Source organism: Arthrobacter senegalensis (genome assembly GCF_059091765.1).
The window spans coordinates 292,362-312,000 of record NZ_JBNHGZ010000001.1 but is presented as its reverse complement, the minus strand read 5'-3'; the positions used below and the strand labels follow the sequence as shown (position 1 = coordinate 312,000).

Genomic DNA, 19,639 nt, shown 5'->3' with positions numbered 1-19,639 from the left:
ATGGATGCATCGGAACTGCTGAATGCGGTCTTCAACTTCAACGACTACGGCGACCTGCTCCCGCTGGTGCGCAACTCGCTGATTGCCGGCGCCGTCCTGGGCCTGGTCGGCGGCCTGATCGGCGTGTTCGTGATGATGCGGGACCTCGCCTTTGCCGTGCACGGCATCGCCGAGCTGTCCTTCGCCGGGGCGGCATTCGCACTGCTGATCGGCGCGAACGTGGTGTTCGGCTCGCTGGTGGGCTCGGTGATCGCCGCCGTCGTCCTGGGCATGCTGGGGATGCGGGCCCGGGACCGGAACTCGATCACGGGCGTGATCATGTCCTTCGGGCTGGGCCTGGGGATCCTGTTCCTCTCGCTCTACGAGGGCCGCTCGGCGAACAAGTTCGGCCTGCTGACCGGGCAGATCGTGTCCGTGGACACCGTGCAGCTGAACCTTCTGACCGCGGGTTCGGCCGTGGTGGTGCTCGGGCTTGTGGCCATCTGGCGTCCGCTGGCCTTCGCCAGCGCCGATCCGGACCTGGCCGAGGCCCGCGGCGTGCCGGTGGGTGCCCTCGCGATCGTGTTCATGTTCCTGCTGGGACTGGCCGTGGCGCTGTCCATCCAGGTGGTCGGCGCCTTGCTGGTGCTGTCCCTGGTCATTACCCCGGCGGCCGCGGCGCTCCGGGTAAGCAGTTCGCCGCGCGTGGTCGTGCTGCTGAGCGTGGTATTCGCGGTGACCGCCGTAGTGGGCGGCATCCTGCTGGCCCTGGGCGGCAGCCTGCCGATCAGCCCCTACGTGACGACGATTTCGTTCCTGATCTACGTGGTCTGCCGGTTGGCCGGGGCGCGGCGGCAACGGCGCGGCAAGGTGGGGCGGCGTGACGTCGCCGCGGTACGGGTGACCGCGGGTTAAGCCCCGGCCGGGGCCGTGCCGTCGCCGCGGTACGGGTGACCGCCGGTTAAGCGCTGGCGGGGGCGGCGCTGCAGTCCGGGCACAGCCCGTACATTTCCACGGTGTGTGCAACCTGTGTGAAGCCGTGCTCCGCCGCCATCCGGGCGGCCCATTGCTCCACAGCCGGAGCCTCAATCTCCACGGTCTTGCCGCAGGTGCGGCAGAGCAAGTGGTGGTGGTGATGTTCGACGGCGCAGCGCCGGTACACGGCCTCGCCCTCGCCACTGCGCATCACGTCCACTTGGCCGTCGTCGGCCATGGCCTGCAGGATCCGGTACGTGGTGGCCAGCGAGACCGAGTCGCCGCGGTCCTGCAGCAAGCGGTGCAGTTCCTGCGTGCTGACGAAGTCCTCCAGGCTGTCCAGGGCGGCAGCCACGGCCACCCGCTGGCGGGTCACCCGCTGTTCCGAACCGCGGCGCTGCGCCTGCGGTTTCGCTGAAGGAACGGACATGTCCGCTTCGGCTCCTCGCTGTTGTTACTGGCACCCGTGGGGTGCATCCCAGCCTACCAGCAGGCCTGATCAGCGGGGCCCGCCGGCCCGCTCACAGGCCGAACTGCCGGCATACCGGCCGGCCCCGCCGCTAGGGTGTGATCCATGAAGCTGACAAAATACACCCACGCGTGCGTAAGGCTTGAGCAGGACGGACATGTCCTGGTGATCGACCCCGGTAACTTCTCGGAAGTGGAGCAGGCCCTCGATGGGGCTACCGCCGTCCTGGTCACCCACGAGCATGCGGACCACATCGACCAGGACCGGGTTCCCGGCCTGCTCGCGGCGGCGGACGACATGCAGTTGTATGCCCCGGCCTCCGTGGCCGCCGACCTCCGGGCGCTGGTCCCGGCGGCAGCGGGACGGATCCATACTGCCGAACCGGAGACGGAGTTCGAGGTGCCCGGGTTCCGCATCCGCACCTTCGGCGGCCAGCACGCCCTGATTCATCCGCACATCCCGGTGGTCGCCAACATCGGCTACGTCATCAATGACAGCCTGTACCACCCGGGCGATTCCTTCATCGTTCCGCACGGACTGGACGTCAGGACCGTTTTGGTGCCCATCCACGCGCCGTGGTCGAAGACGGCCGAGGTGATCGACTTCGTCACCGCCATGCGCGCCGAGAACGCCTACCCGATCCACGACGCCGGGCTCAGCGACCGCGGCCTGTCGTTGGTGGAGAAGCACGTGACCTTCTTTGGCGGCCACTACGGCACCAGCTACCGGCACCTGTCGCCGGGGGAGAGCGTGGAGCTGGCCTGACCGTCGGGGACGGCACGGGCGGGGCTGCTTGGCCCAATACGTGCTGCTGTGATGGACTGTCGGGACACCGGCGGGCAACGACGCCCGCCAGCAGTCAGGAGGAGATCTCATGAGGACTCTGATGGACGTGCAGACACTGCGTGAACGGATGATCTCCGGACAGCGCACCGTACTGCTCGATGTTCGCTGGAAACTGGGCGACGACGCCGGCCACAGCCACTACCGCCAGGCCCACATTCCCGGCGCCGTCTACGTTGACCTGCCGTCGCAGCTTGCGTCGGCGCCGTCAGCGAAGGGCGGACGCCACCCGCTGCCGGAGCCGGAGGCCTTCCGCGAGGCCGCACGCGATTGGGGCATCAACAACGACGACGTCGTGGTGGCCTACGACGACAACGGCGGCATGGCCGCGGCCCGGGTGTGGTGGCTGCTGAAAGACGGCGGATTCGACTCCGTCTACCTGCTCGACGGCGGGCTCGCCGCCTGGCGGGACGAGGGGTTTGAACTGGACAGCGGCGACGAGCTGGCGTGCCTGGGCAACGTCGAACTGGGCAGCGGCAGGATGCCCAGGCTTGAGCTCGAGGACGTGCTGGATTTCGCGGGTACCTCGCTGTTGCTGGATGCCCGCGCCGCGGAACGTTACCGCGGCGAGTTCGAGCCGGTGGACCCCCGCGCCGGACATATCCCCGGCGCCGTCAGCGCACCGACCACGGCCAACCTGGCCCCGGACGGTCGCTTCCTGCCGCCCGCGGAACTCGCGGCACGATTCAAGGAACTGGGGGCGGAAGGACGGAAGGTGGCCGTCTATTGCGGCTCGGGCATTACCGCCGCCCACCAGGTCGCGGCGTTGGCCGAGGCCGGCATGGATGCGGCGCTCTTCCCCGGCTCCTGGTCGCAGTGGTGCGGACATCCGGAGCTGCCGGTAGCCACGGGGAGCGCGCCGTAACCAGCCGCCTGGTCAGCCCCGTGCCCGCGCCCTGCAGCACGTCGCCGAAAGCGTCACAGAGGGTGTGCCGTGGTGGCATGGCGAAGCAGCAAACGGTAGCGTCAGGCCCATGACACTTGGCCGTCCGGCACCGCCGCCGCTGGGGAAACCGCTTACACCTGACCAGGAGCAGCAGGCCCTTGCGGCAGCCGACCTGCAGACACCGAGGAGCAGTATGAGGACGGCCGCGGCCTACGGAGTGACTGGCCCCGGATCCGGAATGGTTGCGCTGCAGATCGAACGCCGCGCCGCCGGGCCGCACGACGTGGAGATCGCCATTGCCTTCTGCGGCCTCTGCCACTCGGATGTCCACACGGTCCGCGGCGAGTGGCGCGAGATCGAGTATCCGCTGGTGCCCGGCCACGAGATCGTTGGGCGGGTCACGGCCATCGGCCAGGACGTCACCCTGCATGCCGTCGGCGACCTGGTGGGGGTGGGCTGCATGGTGGATTCCTGCGGCGACTGCTCCGCCTGCGGGGAAGGACTTGAACAGTACTGCGACAAGGGTGCGGTGGGCACCTACGGCGCCCGCGACCGCCGCCACGGCGGGGAGATGACGCAGGGCGGGTACGCAACGTCCGTCGTCGTCGATGAAAACTTCGTGCTGCGCGTGCCCCCGGAACTGGACCCCGCCGCCGCGGCCCCCCTGCTCTGCGCCGGCATTACCACTTACTCGCCCATGCGCTACTTCGGCGTCGAAGCCGGCGACTCCGTCGGCGTGGTGGGCCTGGGCGGGTTGGGACACATGGCGGTCAAACTGGCCAAGGCCATGGGAGCGTCGGTGACCGCCTTCACGAGCACTGCGGACAAGGCCGATTCGGCCCGCGCGCTCGGCGCCGACCACGTGGTGGTGACCGGAGACGCCGAGGCGCTCGCCGCCGCCCGCCGCAGTGTCGATTTGGTCATCGATACCGTGGCCGCGGCCCACGACCTGGCCCCGTACCTGCGGGCCATCCGCCGCGACGGTGCGCTGATCCAACTGGGCGTGCCGCCCGAGCCGATGCCTCCGGTGCCGGTCAACCTGCTGATGCGCGAGCGCGTCGCCTACGGCGCCTCGAAGATCGGCGGCATAGCCGAGACCCAGGAGATGCTGGACTTTTGCGCCGAACACGGGATCACGGCCGACATCGAACTGGTGGGCGCACCGGACCTCGACCAAGCCTATGACCGCATGGTGGCCGGGGATGTTGCCTACCGGTTTGTCCTGGACATCGCATCGCTGAACCGCTGAGCAGGGGCCGAAACCGTGGCGACCGACCGGTGTGGACCTGCCTGCACCGAAGCCGAGGCCGAACCTTCGCTGTCACCCGACCGGACCCCCATCACCCCGACTGGAACCTGCCCGACTCTTACCGACCCCCGAGTGACCCCAACCGACAAGGACTGCGTACATGAGCACCCTCTTCACCAAAATCATCGACGGCGAGATCCCCGGCCGCTTCGTCTGGAAGGACGACGACGTGGTGGCGTTCCTGAGCATCGGCCCGCTCGCGGACGGGCACACCTTGGTGGTGCCGCGGCAGGAGGTGGATCGCTGGACCGACGCCCCCGCCGACCTGCTGCAGAAACTCACGGCGGTCGCCCAGACCATCGGCAAGGCCCAAGTGGAAGCCTTTGGCGCCGCCCGCGCCGGTTTGATCATCGCTGGCTTCGAGGTGAACCACCTGCATCTGCACGTCTGGCCCTCCAACTCGGAGGCCGAGTTCGATTTCAAGAGGGCGCAGCAGGACCCGGACCCGGCCGTGATGGATGAGTCAGCCAAGCGCCTCCGGGCGGCGCTGCGCGAGGCCGGACACGGGGACGTCGTCCCCGCCGACTGACGCGCATGCCTCAGCGGGCGAGGGCCTCGTTCAGGGCAGTTCGGACGCGCTTTTCGGATACCGAATACGCGGTGCCGAGTTCCTGCGCGAAGAAGCTGATCCGCAGTTCTTCCAGCATCCAGCGAACCCTGTCCAGCCCGGAGCCGTCCAGGTTGCCGGGCTTCAGCGCCGCCCTCGCGTCGTCGTACTCGTCTTCGAGCCGCTGCACCACCGCCATGTGCTGCACGTCCCGGCCCACGGCGGTCGGCAGTTTTTGCAGCCGGCGCTCAATCCCCTCGAGGTAGCGCGGCAACTGGCTGAGCTGCGCATAACCCGTGGCCGCCACGAACCCGGGATAGACCAGCTGCTCCAGCTGGCTCTTGATGTCGGAGAGCGGACTGATCAGGGCCAGGCTGGCGTTGGACTTCAGCTCCTTCTGAATCCGCCGGGTGCTGGAGAGGATCTTCTCCACGATGGCGGTCACGGTGAAGACGGTGTCGATCAGTTCCGCGCGGACCTGCTCGTACAGCGCGTCGAAGCCGGCCCGGGTGAAGGGCAGCTCGGCCGGCACCAGCTTGTCCACCGCGGCCTGCGTGCAGTCGTCGATCAGCGACGCCACCGAACCGTGCGGGTTCTGCGTGAACGACAGCTTCTCCGTGTTGTTCAGGTGGTCCAGCACGTACCGCTGCGGCGAGGGCACCCGCAGCACCAGCAGCCGGATGATGCCCGAGCGCATCGCCGCCTGCTGGCCGGAAGGTGTCTGGTAGACGCGCACACCGACGGTGCCGCCTTCGTCCACCAGGGCCGGATAGCCGGTCACGGTGTGCCCGGCCACCTCGCGCCTGACCTCGCGGGGGAGATCACCGTCCGGCCAGGCGGTCAGGCCGCTGCGTTCCTGCAGGCCCGCGGCGGCATGTGCAGCAGTCCCCGACGCCGGTGTCCCGGCAACGGGGGCTGTGCCCGGAGCGGCGCCCTGGCCGCCGCCGCGCTTCTTGCCGGTGGCGCCGCGGCGTTGACCCGCCGGCGACGGCTGCGCGGTCTTCGGGGTCGCTCCCAGCGACTCGGCGATGGCCCGGCGGTTCGCCGGCGCGAGTTCCTGCTGCAGCCGGTCCAGGTCCTTGTCCTCGCCCAGCACCTTGCCGGTGCCGTCGAGCACGCGGAATGTCATGCGCAGGTGCGGCGGAACGGTCTCCCAGTTCCATGAGCCGGGCGGGATGATGTGTCCCTTCAGCCGGCGCAGGACCAGCTCCAGCGACGGCTCCAGGTCATCTTCGGCCGGATCGAAGTCCGCAGCCAGGGCCGCCGCCGCGCTCCGGGCAACGTCCGGGGCGGGAACGAAGTTCTTCCGGATCTGCTTGGGCAACGACTTGATCAGCGCGGTCACCAGCTCCACCCGCAGGCCCGGGATCTGCCAGCGGAACGGAGCCGCGTCCAGCTGGTTGAGGAACAGCACCGGCACGTGCACCGTTACGCCGTCCGACGGATCCGGGGTTGCCCCCGGTGCCACGGGCGAGAATTCATAACTCAGCGGGAGCTCGAAGGTCCCCTGCCGCCAGGTCTTCGGGAACGCCGAGGTGTCGAGTTCCTCGGCGTCGGCGGCCAGCACGGCATCCGGATCGAAATCCAGCAGCGTGGGATTCTCCGCCCGCGCATCCTTCCACCACTTGTCGAAGTGCCGTTCGGAGACCACCTCGGGGCCGATCCGTTCGTCGTAGAACTCGAACAGCGTTTCGTCGTCCACGCGCAGGTCGCGGCGGCGCATCCGCGTCTCCAGTTCCTCGACCTCGGCCAGCAGCTTGCGGTTGCGGTGGAAGAACTTGTGGTGCGTGCGCCAGTCGCCCTCCACCAGGGCATGGCGGATGAACAGCTCGCGGCTGAGTTCCCGGTCGATCCTGCCGTATTGGATGCGGCGCTGCGGGACGATCGGCACCCCGTAGAGGGTGACCTTCTCGTAGGCCATCACGGAGCCCATCTTCTTGGACCAGTGCGGCTCCGAATACGTGCGTTTGCACAGCTGCGGGGCAATCTCTTCGGCCCAGGCGGGATCGAATTTCGCCGCCACCCTGGCCCACAGCCGTGAGGTTTCCACGAGCTCGGCGGCCATCACCCAGTCCGGCGACTTCTTGAACAGCGCCGATCCGGGGAAGATGGCGAACCGGGTGCCTCGCGCGCCGGCATATTCGCGCTTGCGCTCCTCGTACACGCCGATGTGGCTCAGCAGGCCGGCGAGCAGGGACTTGTGGATGTCATCGTGCCTGCCCACGGGGTCGACCTCGTGTCCCGACTCCAGCGAGATGCCCAGCGGCTTGGCCAACTGGCGCAGCTGCGCGAACAGGTCCTGCCACTCCCGGACCCGCAGGTAGTTGATGAATTCCGTGCGGCACAGTTTGCGGAACTGGGTGGAGGAGAGCTCCTGCTGCCGCTCCTGCAGATAGCGCCACAAATTCAGGATGCCGGTGAAGTCGGACTTCTCGTCCACGAAGCGCTTGTGCTTCTCGTTGGCCTGCTGCTGCTTGGCCGCATTGTCCCCATGGGACCGTTCCCGGGGGTCCTGGATGGTCAGCGCCGCCGCCAGGACCATCACCTCGCGCACGCAGCCGCGCTGGCCGGCTTCCACGATCATGCGGCCCAAGCGCGGGTCCACCGGCAGTTGCGCCAGTTTGCGCCCGACGGCCGTGAGGCCCGACTTCGGCGCGGGCCCTCCCTTGGCGCCGGGCTCGGGCAGGGCGCCGAGTTCGCGCAGGAGGGTGACGCCGTCGTTGATGGCACGGGACTCGGGCGGCTCCACGAACGGGAAGGCTTCGATGTCCTTGGGACCGCGGGCCACGCCCATCGCGGTCATCTGCAGGATGACCGCGGCCAGGTTGGTGCGCAGGATCTCGGGGTCGGTAAACTCGGGCCGGGACTCGTAGTCCTCTTCGGAGTAGAGCCGGATGGCGATGCCGTCGCTCACGCGGCCGCAGCGGCCCGAGCGCTGGTTGGCCGAGGCCTGCGAGATGCGCTCGATCGGCAGCCGCTGGACCTTGGTCCGGTGCGAGTAGCGGGAGATGCGCGCGGTGCCGGTGTCGATGACGTACTTGATGCCCGGAACCGTCAGCGACGTCTCGGCCACGTTGGTGGCCAGCACTATCCTGCGCTGGCTGCCGGGGGAGAAGACCCGGTGCTGTTCCGCCAACGACAGCCGGGCGTACAGCGGCAGGATCTGGGTGCCGGCCAGCCGGCGGTTGGTCTTGATCCTGGCCGTGAGGGCGTCGGCGGCATCGCGGATCTCGCGCTCGCCGGAGAAGAAGACCAGGATGTCGCCGGGAGCCTCCAGGGACAGCTCGTCCACTGCGTCACAGACGGCGTCAAGCGGGTCGCGGTCTTCCTCCAGCTCGTCCACGTCCGGGTTGTCGGGATCGGTGGCCGCCGGCTGGTTCAGCGGGCGGTAGCGGATTTCCACCGGGTAGGTCCGGCCGGAAACCTCGATCACCGGCGCCGGTGCGTCGTCGCTGCCGAAGTGCCGGGCAAAGCGGTCCGGGTCGATCGTCGCGGAGGTGATGATGACCTTCAGGTCCGGACGCTTGGGCAGGATCTGCTTGAGATAGCCCAGGATGAAGTCGATGTTGAGGCTGCGTTCGTGGGCCTCGTCGATGATGATCGTGCTGTACTTTTTCAGGAGTTTGTCGTGCTGGATTTCGGCCAGCAGGATGCCGTCCGTCATCAGCTTGATCCGGGTATCCCGGCCGACCTCGCCGGTGAAGCGGACCTGGAAGCCGACCTCCTGGCCAATCTTCACGTCCAGTTCCTCGGCGATGCGTTCGGCCACGGTCCGGGCGGCCAGCCGCCGGGGCTGGGTGTGGCCGATCAGCCCCTTCTCGCCCAGGCCCAGCTCCAGGCACATCTTCGGGATTTGTGTTGTCTTGCCGGAGCCGGTTTCGCCGGCGATGACGGTCACCTGGTTCGCGGCGATGGCCGCCATGATGTCCTCGCGCCGCTCCGAAACCGGCAGGGCCGCGGGATACGTGATGTTCACAGCCATGATTGACCACAGTCTAGTCGCTGGGCCCGCTGCCCCGGACCGTCCGCACAGCGCGCACGGCAAGGCGTGCGTCCGTGGACATAAATAACTATCCGGCGACAAACGGATGCAATTTGTCCGGCGGGGGAGACGTATCTCATATGGTTGTCCTGACCCCGCGGTTCTGATTAGACAATGTGACTCGGTTCACAGGTAAGATCTTCAGGACGCTTCCGCAGGGTTGCCTGCCATAACCGCCGGCGCCGATGACGACGCCGCGTGTGGCGGACCGCTTCAGCCGCGCCGGGGAGGGGCGGCAAGGCGGAAAAGTGCCGGGCTATCCGGCACGTGACGGACATTTGAAAGGAACATCGTGAAGAAACGTTCGACCATGTTCGGCCTGGGGTCAGGCCTGCTGGCCACCGCCCTGCTTGTTTCCGCGTGCGGCAACGCGGGATCCTCCGAGGGCAATGCCGCCGAAGGCAGCACCGAATCGGTGGAAATCGGCATCAGCCAGATCGTCTCGCATCCGTCCCTGGACGCGGCCCGCGAAGGGTTCAAGAAGGCGCTGGCCGACAACGGCTACGTCGAGGGCGAGACCGTGACCTACGACGAGCAGAACGCGCAGGGCGACCAGGGCACCGCGACCTCCATCGCCGGCAAGTTCGCCAGCGACCAGAAGGACCTCATCCTGGCCATCGCGACGCCCACCGCGCAGGCGGCCGTGCAGGCCATCGCCGACACCCCGATCCTGTTCACCGCGGTCACCGACCCGGAGTCCGCCTCGCTGGTGGAAAGCATGGACGCTCCGGGATCGAACGTCAGCGGTACTTCGGACCGCAACCCGGTCGAGGAGCAGCTGGCCCTGGTCAAGGAGCTGAACCCGGACGCGAAGTCCGTGGGCATCGTCTACTCCTCGGGCGAGGTCAACTCCACCGTCCAGGTGGAATGGGCCAAGGAAGCGGCCAAGGAACTGGGCCTGGAGATCAAGGAAGCAGCAATCTCCAACTCCGGTGAAGTCCAGCAGGCCGCCGAGTCGCTCGACGTCGACGCGTTCTACGTGCCGACCGACAACAACGTGGTGTCCGCCCTCGAGTCCCTGATCCAGGTGGCCGAGTCCAAGAAGATCCTGACGATCGCCGCCGAGGGCGACTCGGTGAAGCGCGGCACGGTGGCCACCTACGGCATCAACTACGAAAAGCTGGGCTACCAGACCGGCGAGATGGCCGTGAAGATCCTCAAGGGCGAGGCTGAACCGGCATCCATGCCGGTGGAGACCCAGACCGAGCTGGAACTCTACGTCAACCCGGCCGCCGCCAAGCGCATGGGTGTGACCCTGCCGAACGGCTACGCCGACACGGCCGACCACGTCTTCGAGTAAGCCCGACCTTCCAGCTCGAGCCGAAGAAGTCCGCAGTCCCTCCGGCGGCCGGCCAGCCCGGCCGCCGGATCGACGCCACGAGAGAACCAAGGTCCACTACCTATGATTACCGCGGTTGAGCTTGGGCTGATCTACGCGATCATGGCCCTGGGGGTCTACCTGACCTTCCGCATCCTCGATTTTCCCGACCTGACGGTCGACGGCAGTTTCACCACCGGCGCCGGAGTCGCCGCCATCAGCATCATCAACGGCATGCCGCCGGTCATGGCCACCATCCTGGCCTTCATCGCCGGCATGGCTGCCGGCACCGTCACCGGCCTGCTGCACACCAAGGGCAAGATCAACGGCCTGCTGGCCGGCATCCTGACGATGATCGCCCTCTATTCCATCAACCTGCGCATCATGGGCCGGGCGAACCTGCCGCTGTTGCGCGAAGAAACCCTGATCACCCCGCTGCGCGAGTCGGGGATGCTCGGCGGCCTCGGCGCCATCGCCATCTTCCTGCTGGTCGCGCTGGTGGTGAAGGTGATCATGGACTGGTTCCTGCACACCGACATCGGACTGGCCATGCAGGCGACCGGCGACAACGAACAGATGATCCGCAGTTTCGGCGTCAGCACTGACAGCCAGAAGATCCTGGGCCTCGCCCTGTCCAACGGGCTCGTGGCCGTCTGCGGCGCGTTCATCGCCCAGTACCAGGGGTTCGCCGACATCGGCATGGGCATCGGCCTGATCCTCGCCGGCCTGGCCTCGGTGATCATCGGCCAGGCGATCTTCGGAACCCGGCTGATCTGGATCGCCACCCTGGCCGTGGTGCTCGGTTCCGTACTGTACCGCGTGGTCATCCAGCTGGCCCTCCAGGCCGGCCTGCAGCCGAACGACATGAAGCTGGTCTCGGCCGTGCTGGTGGTCATCGCGCTGGTGCTGCCGCAGTGGAAGGTCTTTCGCCGCGTCGGCGGGCTCGGAAAGATGAAGAAGTCCCTGACGGGAGCGAAGGGCTGACATGCTGGATATCAAGAACGTTCACAAGACCTTCTTCGCGGGTACCGTCAACGAGCGCGTCGCCCTGCAGGAGATCAACCTGTCCCTGGCCGCCGGCGAATTCGTCACGGTGATCGGCAGCAACGGTGCCGGCAAATCGACCATCCTGAACATCACCTCCGGCAAGCTGCGCCCGGACGTCGGCACGGTGAGCATCGACGGCAACGACGTCACCAGGCTGGCCGACCACCAGCGTGCCCGCTTCGTCGGCCGCGTCTTCCAGGACCCGATGGCGGGAACGTCACCGGAGATGACCATCGAACAGAACCTGGCCATCGCCTACGAACGCGGCAAGCGCCGCGGATTGCGCCCCGGCGTGACCCGCAGGAAGCGCGAATTCTTCAAGGAAGAGCTGCGTTCGCTGGAGCTCGGGCTGGAGAACCGGCTCAAGGCCAAGGTGGGCCTGCTCTCGGGCGGCCAGCGGCAGGCGCTGTCGCTGCTGATGGCCACGTTCAGCAGCCCGAAGATCCTGCTGCTGGACGAGCACACCGCCGCCCTCGACCCGCAGCGTGCGGAGCTGGTCAGCCGCCTGACCGCCGAGGTGGTGGACCGGCACCGCCTGACCACGCTGATGGTGACCCACAATATGGAGCAGGCGCTCCGGCTGGGCACGCGGCTGATCATGATGCACGAGGGCCGGATCATCCTGGACCTGGACCAGGAACAGAAGCAGAAGGCCACCGTGCCGGACCTGCTGCATGAGTTCGAGAAGATCAAGGGCGTGGTCGACGACCGCACCATGCTCCAGTAGCGTCCGCGCTGCAGGAGCCACCGGCATCGGACCGGGTCGACGTACGACGGCGGCTGTCCCACCTAGGCGGTAGGGGCGGCCGCCGTTCCCGTGCCGGCCGCGGCAGCCAGCCGGCCCGCGAGCTCCGCGGCGCGCTGCCGGAATTCCGCCGGCTCCAGGATCTCGAACGCAAAGCCGGTGGCGGCCAGCTCGACCAGGGGGTAGTCCAGCGAATCGTAACCGGCGCGCAGCACGGTGGCCCCGCCGTCGTCGGACAGGACGGCGATGTTCGGCGGGATCCGCTCGGCGACGGCCTGCAGGGGAGCGTCGATCCGGACCACCACGTCGAACCGGTACGGGGACCTGGTGATCGACTGCTGGACGTAGGCGGCCAGGTCCGGCTGCGGCAACTTCCGCGGGGCAAAGCGTTCACGCGTCGTGGGAACCGACTCGAACCGGTCCACCCGGAAGGTGCGCCAGTCCTGCCGGCCGGTATCGTAGGCCACCAGGTACCAGCGCCGGCCGGTGTCCACCAGCCGGTACGGTTCGGCCAGGCGGCGGCCGGACTCGCCGTCCGCCTTGGCGTAGCGGAAGCCGACCACGCGCCGTTCGGCGATGGCGGTGGAGATCCCGGTCAGCACCTCGGGGTCAACGGCCGCGGTGGGGCCGGCCAGGGTGACCACGGCGTTCTTCAGCGTGGAAAACTTGGGCCGGAGCCGCGCCGGCAGCACCTGCTCCAGCTTGGTCAGCGCCCGGAGCGACGCCTCGCCGACGCCGGCCACCGGGCTGGCGGTCACCGCCCCAAGACCCAGCGCGACGGCGAGGGCTTCGTCGTCGTCGAGCAGCAGCGGCGGAAGCTGCGCGCCCGCGCCCAGCTGGTAGCCGCCGGCCACGCCGGGGGACGCATTGATGGGATACCCGAGGCTGCGGAGTTTGCCGATGTCGCGGCGCACCGTCCGTTCGGTGACACCCATCCGCTCGGCCAGGGCGGACCCGGTCCACTCCCGGCGCATCTGAAGCAGGGAGAGCAACTGCAGCAGCCGCGCGGATGTTTCGAGCATGGCCCACCTGACTTCAGCAGCCGGAGCGTGCCGAATCGTGCAGCACGCGCGGGTGCCGGTCGTTCCGGCAATAGGGCCACTCTAGTCCCGATTCAGGACAGGAACGGTCCGTAATGCAGGGGGCCCGGCGTCGGCAACCTGCCCGGTTGCAGGGGGTGCGTCCCGACTATGGGCAAACAGCCGGCCGCCCGGCATGATGGATTCCCGGGCTCCCCAGGCGGGGAGCCGCCGTTGGGAGGAGCCGGCATGTCTTTCAATGCAGCCGAGGAGTTGCTCGAGCAGCTGACGTGGCATTGGGACGCCCAGGCCCGGCCGCGGCTGGAGGGGCTCACCGACGAAGAGTACTTCTGGGAGCCCGCCGAGGGCTGCTGGAACGTGCGGCACCGCGGGACCAGCACCGCCCCGATGGCGGTGGGCGCCGGCATTTTCACGATCGACTTCGGACTTCCGGAGCCGGTGCCGCCGCCGGTGACCACCGTCGCCTGGCGGCTGGGCCACATTCTGGTGGGCGTGCTGGGCAGCCGTAACGCCTCGCACTTCGGCGGGCCGCCGGTCAGCTACGAATCGTTCGACTATCCGGGCACGGCGTCGGGCGCGTTGGAACTGCTGGACGAATACTATGCGCACTGGACCGCGGGGGTCCGGGGACTCGGCGTCGAGGGGCTGGTGGCGCCCTGCGGGCCGGCCGAAGGCCCCTATGCCGATCGCTCCATGGGGACGCTGGTGCTGCACATCAACCGGGAAATGATTCATCACTTGGCCGAGATCGCGCTGTTGCGCGACCTGTTCGCCCACCGCCAGTAGCGCGACCTGTCCGCCCACCGCCGGCAGTCGGGCGCAGGGGGGACCCGCGGGGCCGTGGAAAAGCTCGGGTCCCGCGGGTCCCTTCGTCAGGAACCCGCGGAGGGGTGGCCGGGTCAGGCCAGCCGGGCGAGGTCGGTGTAGGGGCGGCTCGGGGTGGAGCCGGCCGTCCAGTCGGCCTGTGAGCGTTCCGGCGGGGTGTTGCCCCGTCCGTCACGCAGGATCAGCCGGAGGGTTTCGATGATGACGAGGAGTGCCAGTGCGGTAATCAGGAGGAGTTCCATGCCTCCATGGTGGTCCTGCGGCCGGCAAAAAAAGAGTGGCAGAAACGACCATAAAGCATAAAAAACTGCCATACTGGGGGCATGCTGAAAAAGGTGGCCGTGGTGGTGCTTCCGGGAGCTGCGCCGTTCGAATTCGGGGTGGTCTGCGAAGTCTTCGGCATCGACCGTTCCGACCGGGGGACCGGCGTTCCGGTGTTCGACTTCCGGATCTGCACTCCCGAGCCCGGGGTCGTCAGCAGCAAGCTGGGATTCTCCCTCAATGTCCCCCTCGGGCTGGAGGCCGCCGACGACGCGGACCTCGTGGTGGTGGCGCCGTACCAGCGGATGGACCAGGCCCCCGAAGCACTTCTGCAGGCCCTGCGGGCGGCCCACGCCCGCGGGGCCTGGGTCTTGTCCGTGTGCTCGGCGGCCTTTGTGCTGGCTGAAGCTGGGCTGTTGGACGGCCGGCGCGCCACCACCCACTGGCAGTACTCGCACCAGCTGGCCGCCGAATATCCGCAGGTCGACGTCGACGAAAACGTGCTGTACGTGGAGGACGAGCGCATCATCACCAGCGCCGGCACCGCCGCCGGAATCGACGCCTGCCTGCACCTGGTCCGGACCGAACTCGGGGCATCCGTGGCGTCGGCCATCGCCCGGGACATGGTGGTGCCGCCGCATCGGGCCGGGGGCCAGTCGCAATATATTGACCGGCCCATGTCGCTGGCCGGCTGCCACACCCTCAAGGACCTGCTGGCCTGGCTGTCCGAAAACCTGGCCCAGGACGTCAGCGTTGCCCAGCTGGCCGCGCGGGTCCACATGTCCGAGCGCACCTTCGCCCGCCGGTTCCGGGCCGAGACCGGCGCGACGCCGGCGGCATGGATCAACGCCCAGCGGGTGCTGCGTGCGCAGGAACTGCTTGAGGAATCGGACCTGAACATCGAGGAGATCGCCCGGATCACCGGGTTCGGCCAGGCGGTGCTGCTGCGCCACCATTTCGCCAGGTCCGTTGGCGTGAGCCCGGCGTCCTACCGCCGCACCTTCCGCGGCGGTGGCGCCGCCGCCGGCGCGCGGCAGCCGGCAGGCAGCGCGGCCCGCTAGGGGGCCGTTTCCCTCCGCGGCACGCCGGGGGTTGTCCTTGTACCGCGGCCCGCGTGCAGGCACACTCATAAGTGTGCTTAGTAGTCCGGCGGGCGATGCGCGGCGGATGAGCAGGGTGCATGCGCCTGCCGGGTGCGCGCACCCCAAGCGAATAAAGGAGAACCGGTGATGAGTTCAGCTGCAGAAGGGGCCAGAAACCCGAAACAACGACGCAATGACGTGGTAGCGGCGGAGAGGCGCCAATTCGGCGGCATCAAGTGGGGCTCCGCGTTCTTCGGCTGGCTCGCGGCCACCGGGATCGGAGTCATCCTGACGGCGCTGATGGCCGCCATCGGCGCCGCCGTGGGGATCGCCGAGAGCGCCGATCCCGCGCAGGTCGCCGAGCAGGCGTCCCGGAACCTGGGGACGGTCGGCATAGTGGGCGGGATCATCCTGGCCGTCATCTTGTTCATTTCGTATTTCTGCGGCGGGTACGTGGCCGGCCGGATGGCCCGCTTCGACGGCGTCAAGCAGGGGCTGGCCGTGTGGCTGTGGGCGATCGTGGTTGCCATTGTGCTCGCCATCCTGGGGCTGATCGCCGGCAGCCAGTTCAATGTGCTGAGCAGCTTGAACAGTTTCCCCCGCGTGCCCCTAGGCGAAGGGGAGCTGACGACCGGCGGCATCGTATTCCTGGTCGTCGCCGCGCTGGTCTCGCTCGCCGGTGCCATTCTTGGTGGCAGGTCCGGCATGCATTTCCACCGCAAGGTGGACCAGGTGGGCGTCGACCGCCGCTTCGACGGGCCGGGAGACGGCGAGTGAGGTGACTCCGGCGCAGGCCGGCTGCCGTTAACGGGAGAATCCCCGGCTCTTGAGCCGGGGATTCTCCCTTGTCCTGCGCTTCAGTGCCCTCGATAGGATTCGAACCTACGGCCTTCTGCTCCGGAGGCAGACGCTCTATCCCCTGAGCTACGAGGGCGCGGCACCGGCTGGAAACCCGGTGCCCTGCGGGACCTATTGAGCTTATCAGTATCTGCGCCGCCAGAAGAAATGCGCCCGGACCGGCCCCGACGGCGGCCGCATGCAAGGTGGCCGGTCCGGCCGGCACAGTGCGCCTGCGAGCCCGGTCACAGCCAGCCCGCCGAAAGCCGGTCGGATCAAGGGATTGCCCTATGCTTGTGGGGTGACTCCTGAAGAACTTTCCGCTGCCATTGCCGCCTGCCTGCAGGCCGCCGTCGACGCCGGCGACTTCGCCGTCGAAATGCCCAGCGAGGTCCGGGTGGAGCGCCCCAAGAACCGCGAGCACGGGGACTGGGCCACCAACATCGCCATGCAGCTGGGCAAGAAGGCCGGCATGAGCCCGCGCCAGTTCGCCGAAATCCTCAGCGCGCGGCTGGAGAAGATCGACGGCGTCAGCCGGGTGGACATCGCCGGACCCGGATTCCTGAACATCACCGTGGACGCCGCCGCAGCCGGAACGCTGGCCCGCAGCATCGTGGAGGCCGGCAGCGCCTTCGGCACCGCCGGCGACCTGGCGGGCCAGCGGATCAACCTCGAATTCGTCTCCGCCAACCCGACCGGTCCGATCCACCTGGGCGGGACCCGCTGGGCGGCACTCGGCGACGCCCTGGCCCGCATCCTGGCCGCCCAGGGTGCCGACGTCACGCGCGAGTACTACTTCAACGACCACGGGTCGCAGATCGACCGCTTCGCCCGCTCGCTGCTGGCGAAGGCAAAGGGCGAACCCGCCCCCGAGGATGGCTACGGCGGTGACTACATCGCGGACATCGCCCAGGCGGTGCTGCGGCAGAATCCGGATGCGCTGTCGGCGGCCGACCCGCAGGAAGAGTTCCGCAGCCGCGGCGTCGAACTGATGTTTGGCGCCATCAAGGAATCGCTGCATGAGTTCGGGGTGGACTTCGACGTCTACTTCCACGAAAACTCCCTGTTCGAGGACGGCGCGGTTGAAAAGCTGCTGGAGCAGCTCAAAGCCTCCGGCAGCCTCTACTTCCAGGACGGTGCCTGGTGGCTGAAGTCCACCGACTTCGGTGACGACAAGGACCGCGTCGTCATCAAGTCCGACGGCAATGCCGCCTATATTGCCGGCGACATCGCCTACTTCAAGAACAAGCGGGACCGCGGCTTTGACCTGTGCATCTACATGCTCGGCGCAGACCACCACGGTTACGTCGCCCGGCTGAAAGCCGCCGCGGCCGCCATCGGCGACGACGCCGACCGGGTGGAAGTGCTGATCGGGCAGATGGTCAACCTGGTCAAGGACGGCAAGCCCCTGCGCATGTCGAAGCGGGCCGGCACGGTGGTGACCATGGAGGACCTGGTCGACGCCGTGGGGGTGGATGCCGCCCGCTATGCCCTCACCCGCTCGCACGCCGATTCCAACATCGACATCGACCTGGACCTGCTGGTCAAGCACAGCAACGACAACCCGGTCTTCTACGTGCAGTACGCCCACGCGCGCACCTGCGCCGTCGCGCGCAACGCGGCCTCGTCCGGCGTGGACCGCAGCGCCTTCAATGCCTCGCTGCTGGACCACGCCACGGAGAACGAGCTGCTGGCCGTGCTCGGCGCCTACCCGTCGGTGGTCGCCACCGCCGCGAAGCTGCGCGAACCGCACCGCGTCGCCCGGCACCTGGAAGTCATCGCCGGCGCGTACCACCGCTGGTACGATGCCTGCCGCGTGACGCCGATCGGCGACGGCGAAGTCACCGACACGCACCGTACCCGCCTGTGGTTGAATGCCGCCGTCACCCAAGTCCTGGCCAACGGCCTTGGCCTGCTGGGCGTCAGCGCGCCGGAGAGGATGTAATGCCCGCAGCACACGAAACCGCCGCCGCGTCCGACCTGGCTCCGGACTGGCTCTCCTGCCCGCAGGACGTCAACCGGCTGGACACCAAGCTCTGGGCCCGGGACGTGTCCCGCGGCGCGGCGGGCGAACTGGAAATTTCCGGCCTCGGCGTCGCCCGGCTCAAGGAGCAGTTCGGCACGCCGCTGTTCGTGGTGTCCGAGGACGACTTCCGGGCCCGCGCGCGCGAGTTCAAGCAGGCCTTCGACGAGGCCTTCAGCACGCTCTGCGGCGGTGTGGACGTGTACTACGCCGGCAAGGCGTTCCTCAGCGTGGAAATCGCCCGCTGGGTGGCGCAAGAGGGGCTGCGGCTGGACACCTGCAGCGGCGGGGAGCTGGCCGTGGCCGCCCGCGCAGGCATCCCGGGGGAGGACCTGGGCCTGCACGGCAACAACAAGTCCGACGCCGAACTCCACCGCGCGCTGGACATGGGGCTGGGCCGCATCGTGGTGGACAGCCTCGACGAACTGGCGCGCCTGGGAGCCATCGCCGCCGCCCGCGGCGAGATGGCCAACGTGATGCTGCGGCTGACCCCCGGCGTGCACGCGCACACCCACGAGTTCATTGCCACGGCGCACGAAGACCAGAAGTTCGGGCTCTCGATGGCCGGCGCCGACGACGGCGCGGGGCACGACGGCGCGCAGCCCCGCCCGGCCGGCTCGCCGGCCGCGCAGGCCGTGGCGGCGGCGCTGGAGCACGAGTCCATCAACCTGCTGGGCCTGCACTGCCACATCGGATCGCAGATCTTCGAGCCCGAGGGGTTCGCGCTGGCGGCCGAGCGGCTGCTCACGTTCGTGGCCGAGGTGCAGCGGGTCCACGGCGTGGACCTGCACGAACTGGATCTGGGCGGCGGCTACGGCATTGCCTACACCGAGGCCGACAGCCCCCGCCCGCCGGCGGAACTCGCCCAGGCGATGGCCGCCGTCGTGCGTTCCGTCACGGAGCGGCTGGGCATCCCGGTGCCGCGGATCTCGATCGAACCGGGCCGGGCCATCGCCGGGCCCAGCACGTTCACGCTCTACTCGGCCGGTACCCGCAAGACCGTCCAGGTGGACACGGAGGGCGGCGGCAGCAGCCCGCGGCGCTACGTGTCCGTGGACGGAGGCATGAGCGACAACGCCCGGCCGGTGCTCTACGACGCCGACTACTCGGCGGCGCTGGCCTCCCGTGTGACGGACGCGGCCCCGATTATTTCCCGCGTGGTTGGTAAACACTGCGAGAGCGGTGACATTGTAGTCAGGAACGTTTACCTGCCCGAGGACATCGAGGCGGGGGACCTGCTGGCGGTGCCGGCGACCGGGGCCTATTGCTGGGCGCTCTCCAGCAACTACAACTACGTTGCCCGGCCACCTGTGGTTGCCGTGCGCGGCGGCGAGGCACGGTTGATCATTCGAGGCGAGACCGAAGCCGACCTGCTGGCCCGTGACCTGGGCTGACCGCCGGCCGGGCAGCA

Annotated in this window: 17 protein-coding genes and 1 tRNA gene; 13 read left to right on the top strand and 5 right to left on the bottom strand. The window is 68.4% G+C overall.

What is annotated here, in order from left to right:
- Window positions 1–894: a metal ABC transporter permease gene (locus AC5RVG_RS01435; RefSeq protein ID WP_493979038.1), complete on the top strand. Its 894-nt coding sequence runs from the start codon at window positions 1–3 to the stop codon at window positions 892–894.
- A 46-nt stretch (window positions 895–940) separates the two neighbouring features.
- Here AC5RVG_RS01435 and AC5RVG_RS01430 read toward each other — a convergent pair whose 3' ends face one another.
- Window positions 941–1,384: a Fur family transcriptional regulator gene (locus AC5RVG_RS01430; RefSeq protein WP_494000149.1), complete on the bottom strand. Its 444-nt coding sequence runs from the start codon at window positions 1,382–1,384 to the stop codon at window positions 941–943.
- 144 nt (window positions 1,385–1,528) lie between these two features.
- On the opposite strand from AC5RVG_RS01430, the gene AC5RVG_RS01425 reads away from it, so the two are divergent.
- From AC5RVG_RS01425 to AC5RVG_RS01410, 4 genes are all read left to right on the top strand, one after another.
- Window positions 1,529–2,188 (top strand): MBL fold metallo-hydrolase, encoded by a 660-nt coding sequence (locus tag AC5RVG_RS01425; RefSeq protein ID WP_494012446.1) that lies wholly within the window; start codon window positions 1,529–1,531, stop codon window positions 2,186–2,188.
- A gap of 109 nt (window positions 2,189–2,297) precedes the next feature.
- The gene (locus AC5RVG_RS01420) at window positions 2,298–3,131 is read left to right on the top strand and encodes a sulfurtransferase (RefSeq protein WP_494012445.1); all 834 of its coding nucleotides are present in this window, start codon (window positions 2,298–2,300) and stop codon (window positions 3,129–3,131) included.
- 109 nt (window positions 3,132–3,240) lie between these two features.
- Window positions 3,241–4,401 carry an NAD(P)-dependent alcohol dehydrogenase gene (locus AC5RVG_RS01415; RefSeq protein ID WP_494012444.1) on the top strand — a complete coding sequence of 387 codons (1,161 nt, stop codon included), beginning with the start codon at window positions 3,241–3,243 and terminating at the stop codon, window positions 4,399–4,401.
- 160 nt (window positions 4,402–4,561) lie between these two features.
- A complete protein-coding gene (locus AC5RVG_RS01410; RefSeq protein ID WP_494012443.1) occupies window positions 4,562–4,990 on the top strand; it encodes an HIT family protein in 429 nt (142 codons plus the stop codon).
- A 10-nt stretch (window positions 4,991–5,000) separates the two neighbouring features.
- On the opposite strand, the gene hrpA is transcribed toward AC5RVG_RS01410, so the two are convergent.
- Entirely contained in the window at window positions 5,001–8,990 is a 3,990-nt protein-coding gene (gene hrpA, locus AC5RVG_RS01405) for an ATP-dependent RNA helicase HrpA (RefSeq protein WP_494012442.1), read from the bottom strand.
- Between the two features lie 370 nt (window positions 8,991–9,360).
- Here hrpA and AC5RVG_RS01400 point away from each other — a divergent pair, with 370 nt between their 5' ends.
- The 3 genes from AC5RVG_RS01400 (at window position 9,361) to AC5RVG_RS01390 (ending at window position 12,142) form a co-directional block, all read left to right on the top strand.
- The gene (locus AC5RVG_RS01400) at window positions 9,361–10,350 is read left to right on the top strand and encodes an ABC transporter substrate-binding protein (protein WP_494012991.1); all 990 of its coding nucleotides are present in this window, start codon (window positions 9,361–9,363) and stop codon (window positions 10,348–10,350) included.
- A 102-nt stretch (window positions 10,351–10,452) separates the two neighbouring features.
- A complete protein-coding gene (locus tag AC5RVG_RS01395; RefSeq protein ID WP_494012441.1) occupies window positions 10,453–11,352 on the top strand; it encodes an ABC transporter permease in 900 nt (299 codons plus the stop codon).
- Window position 11,353: 1 nt separating this feature from the next.
- Window positions 11,354–12,142, top strand: coding sequence for an ABC transporter ATP-binding protein (locus AC5RVG_RS01390; protein WP_494012440.1), 789 nt, complete (start codon window positions 11,354–11,356; stop codon window positions 12,140–12,142).
- A gap of 62 nt (window positions 12,143–12,204) precedes the next feature.
- On the opposite strand, the gene AC5RVG_RS01385 is transcribed toward AC5RVG_RS01390, so the two are convergent.
- The gene (locus tag AC5RVG_RS01385; RefSeq protein ID WP_494000142.1) at window positions 12,205–13,182 is read right to left on the bottom strand and encodes a helix-turn-helix transcriptional regulator; all 978 of its coding nucleotides are present in this window, start codon (window positions 13,180–13,182) and stop codon (window positions 12,205–12,207) included.
- Window positions 13,183–13,428: 246 nt separating this feature from the next.
- Here AC5RVG_RS01385 and AC5RVG_RS01380 point away from each other — a divergent pair, with 246 nt between their 5' ends.
- Window positions 13,429–13,986: a DinB family protein gene (locus AC5RVG_RS01380; protein WP_494012439.1), complete on the top strand. Its 558-nt coding sequence runs from the start codon at window positions 13,429–13,431 to the stop codon at window positions 13,984–13,986.
- 113 nt (window positions 13,987–14,099) lie between these two features.
- Here AC5RVG_RS01380 and AC5RVG_RS01375 read toward each other — a convergent pair whose 3' ends face one another.
- Window positions 14,100–14,267 carry a hypothetical protein gene (locus AC5RVG_RS01375; RefSeq protein WP_494000140.1) on the bottom strand — a complete coding sequence of 56 codons (168 nt, stop codon included), beginning with the start codon at window positions 14,265–14,267 and terminating at the stop codon, window positions 14,100–14,102.
- An 81-nt stretch (window positions 14,268–14,348) separates the two neighbouring features.
- On the opposite strand from AC5RVG_RS01375, the gene AC5RVG_RS01370 reads away from it, so the two are divergent.
- Both AC5RVG_RS01370 and AC5RVG_RS01365 read left to right on the top strand, forming a co-directional pair.
- Entirely contained in the window at window positions 14,349–15,347 is a 999-nt protein-coding gene (locus AC5RVG_RS01370; RefSeq protein WP_494012438.1) for a GlxA family transcriptional regulator, read from the top strand.
- 168 nt (window positions 15,348–15,515) lie between these two features.
- Entirely contained in the window at window positions 15,516–16,145 is a 630-nt protein-coding gene (locus AC5RVG_RS01365; RefSeq protein ID WP_494012437.1) for a hypothetical protein, read from the top strand.
- Window positions 16,146–16,229: 84 nt separating this feature from the next.
- On the opposite strand, the gene AC5RVG_RS01360 is transcribed toward AC5RVG_RS01365, so the two are convergent.
- Window positions 16,230–16,302: transfer RNA gene (locus AC5RVG_RS01360), tRNA-Arg, on the bottom strand.
- Window positions 16,303–16,506: 204 nt separating this feature from the next.
- Here AC5RVG_RS01360 and argS point away from each other — a divergent pair.
- Both argS and lysA read left to right on the top strand, forming a co-directional pair.
- On the top strand, window positions 16,507–18,150 hold the full coding sequence (gene argS, locus AC5RVG_RS01355; RefSeq protein ID WP_494012436.1) for an arginine--tRNA ligase: 1,644 nt from the start codon (window positions 16,507–16,509) through the stop codon (window positions 18,148–18,150).
- Window positions 18,150–19,622 (top strand): diaminopimelate decarboxylase, encoded by a 1,473-nt coding sequence (gene lysA / locus AC5RVG_RS01350; RefSeq protein ID WP_494012435.1) that lies wholly within the window; start codon window positions 18,150–18,152, stop codon window positions 19,620–19,622. Before argS ends, lysA begins: the two co-directional genes overlap by 1 nt.
- Window positions 19,623–19,639 lie beyond the last annotated feature (17 nt).

What these genes read in the sequence shown, in the direction of transcription:
- AC5RVG_RS01435 (WP_493979038.1), top strand. Translation starts at nt 1, where the DNA reads ATGGATGCATCGGAACTGCTGAATGCGGTCTTCAACTTCAACGACTAC.
- AC5RVG_RS01430 (WP_494000149.1), bottom strand. Translation starts at nt 1,384, where the DNA reads ATGTCCGTTCCTTCAGCGAAACCGCAGGCGCAGCGCCGCGGTTCGGAA.
- AC5RVG_RS01425 (WP_494012446.1), top strand. Translation starts at nt 1,529, where the DNA reads ATGAAGCTGACAAAATACACCCACGCGTGCGTAAGGCTTGAGCAGGAC.
- AC5RVG_RS01420 (WP_494012445.1), top strand. Translation starts at nt 2,298, where the DNA reads ATGAGGACTCTGATGGACGTGCAGACACTGCGTGAACGGATGATCTCC.
- AC5RVG_RS01415 (WP_494012444.1), top strand. Translation starts at nt 3,241, where the DNA reads ATGACACTTGGCCGTCCGGCACCGCCGCCGCTGGGGAAACCGCTTACA.
- AC5RVG_RS01410 (WP_494012443.1), top strand. Translation starts at nt 4,562, where the DNA reads ATGAGCACCCTCTTCACCAAAATCATCGACGGCGAGATCCCCGGCCGC.
- hrpA (WP_494012442.1), bottom strand. Translation starts at nt 8,990, where the DNA reads ATGGCTGTGAACATCACGTATCCCGCGGCCCTGCCGGTTTCGGAGCGG.
- AC5RVG_RS01400 (WP_494012991.1), top strand. Translation starts at nt 9,361, where the DNA reads ATGTTCGGCCTGGGGTCAGGCCTGCTGGCCACCGCCCTGCTTGTTTCC.
- AC5RVG_RS01395 (WP_494012441.1), top strand. Translation starts at nt 10,453, where the DNA reads ATGATTACCGCGGTTGAGCTTGGGCTGATCTACGCGATCATGGCCCTG.
- AC5RVG_RS01390 (WP_494012440.1), top strand. Translation starts at nt 11,354, where the DNA reads ATGCTGGATATCAAGAACGTTCACAAGACCTTCTTCGCGGGTACCGTC.
- AC5RVG_RS01385 (WP_494000142.1), bottom strand. Translation starts at nt 13,182, where the DNA reads ATGCTCGAAACATCCGCGCGGCTGCTGCAGTTGCTCTCCCTGCTTCAG.
- AC5RVG_RS01380 (WP_494012439.1), top strand. Translation starts at nt 13,429, where the DNA reads ATGTCTTTCAATGCAGCCGAGGAGTTGCTCGAGCAGCTGACGTGGCAT.
- AC5RVG_RS01375 (WP_494000140.1), bottom strand. Translation starts at nt 14,267, where the DNA reads ATGGAACTCCTCCTGATTACCGCACTGGCACTCCTCGTCATCATCGAA.
- AC5RVG_RS01370 (WP_494012438.1), top strand. Translation starts at nt 14,349, where the DNA reads ATGCTGAAAAAGGTGGCCGTGGTGGTGCTTCCGGGAGCTGCGCCGTTC.
- AC5RVG_RS01365 (WP_494012437.1), top strand. Translation starts at nt 15,516, where the DNA reads ATGAGTTCAGCTGCAGAAGGGGCCAGAAACCCGAAACAACGACGCAAT.
- lysA (WP_494012435.1), top strand. Translation starts at nt 18,150, where the DNA reads ATGCCCGCAGCACACGAAACCGCCGCCGCGTCCGACCTGGCTCCGGAC.